The sequence below is a fragment of the Hydrogenivirga sp. 128-5-R1-1 genome (assembly GCF_000171895.1).
Genome location: NZ_ABHJ01000431.1, coordinates 1 through 1,248 on the forward strand (window position 1 = coordinate 1; position 1,248 = coordinate 1,248).

General features: G+C 32.2%; 2 protein-coding genes. Both read right to left on the reverse strand.

Annotated features, from left to right (window positions below; genetic code table 11):
* Positions 1 to 46: 46 nt before the first annotated feature.
* Positions 47 to 628, reverse strand: a complete 582-nt coding sequence (locus HG1285_RS00945; RefSeq protein WP_008289519.1) for a HyaD/HybD family hydrogenase maturation endopeptidase — start codon at positions 626 to 628, stop codon at positions 47 to 49.
* A gap of 78 nt (positions 629 to 706) precedes the next feature.
* On the reverse strand, positions 707 to 1,248 hold a 542-nt coding region (locus tag HG1285_RS00940), incomplete at its 5' end, for a cytochrome b/b6 domain-containing protein (RefSeq protein WP_008289521.1).

A 1,248-nucleotide genomic window follows, 5' to 3' on the forward strand; every position in this document is an offset into this window, starting at 1 on the left:
TAAATATGTTTCATTTCCAGATAAAAATCCAAACTCTATTTTTAATTTAACTGTCTCTATAGTCTTCATTTCCTATCCTCTGCTTAATAAGCTCTCCATTATAAGAACCAAAATGTTTTATTACAGTATCCTTTAAAGATAAATTGTTTACCTTTTCATATTTAATTCCAAGTTTTTCAAGCTCTTTTAGAACTTGATATGTGGCAGTTTTAAACCCTTCATTTTCTAAAGGTTTTGTTAATCCTATTTCAGAGGTACATATATTTTCAGGAACTATTCCAATAATTATTGTTTCTGCTCTTTTACCTTTTAGAGCTGTTAGCTCAAGCATCTGTAAAACTTCTACTTCATGTGCTGTTTGATGATATGAGCCAATTCCCGCTAAATCTTCAGCAGTTAATCTAAAAACAGAACCAGGTTTATCTTTTATAGATATTGTATCTACTAAGATAATATAGTCATAATCTTCAAGATACTCCATTAATCTGAAACCAAGAGTTCCAGCATCAATTAAATCAATTGTGGGTTTAAATATGTAGTTTTCCTGCAAGTATTTAACAATAAAAACTCCAATACCTTCATCTTTAAAGAGTATATTTCCAACACCAATGATTGCTATTTTTTTCATAATTTTACACCTCAAAAAAGGGTAGGGAGGAGGTATTCCCATGAGATTAGGATTTTTTTTGTCCCTACCCGTAAAATTTTAAACCTGTTCTTTAGGTTTTTTAAACTTATAACCTCCAAAAACTATAGCTATATCACCCTCTTTCCAGAAGATTGTTCTCCACACCTGATAGTAAATATGAAATGCAACCCACGATAATATTAACCACATTGTAAAATGATGCCACCATCTAACTCCTCCATGTCCTCCAAGGAGCCATCCTACCCAATCAGTTGCTAAATGAAGAAGTGCTGGCCACCATGAACCTATGGCAGACATACCGCTCTCAAGACCTTGAACATACATATAAAACCCTGTAAATAACATCCACAAGAGAAGCAGATGAAGCACTGTAAAGTAAACTGCATTAAAACTGTCTAAATGTGAGCTATCAAAATTTTTCCTTCTATTTAAAGTTATTAAGTTTAAGAAAACTTCCCAAAATTCCTTGAGGTTTTGCCTTGTAGGTATTACCTTTTTGTAAACTTTTTCAAATCTACTTGCAAAGTAAAGGTAAAAAATAACAATGGACACAACATCAAGGAGTACCGCAGCAGAAAAATGGAATAATCTATTGTATG

Bases quoted from the DNA above. Each gene is read 5' to 3' on its own strand.
- HG1285_RS00945 (WP_008289519.1), bottom strand. From the start codon at position 628: ATGAAAAAAATAGCAATCATTGGTGTTGGAAATATACTCTTTAAAGAT.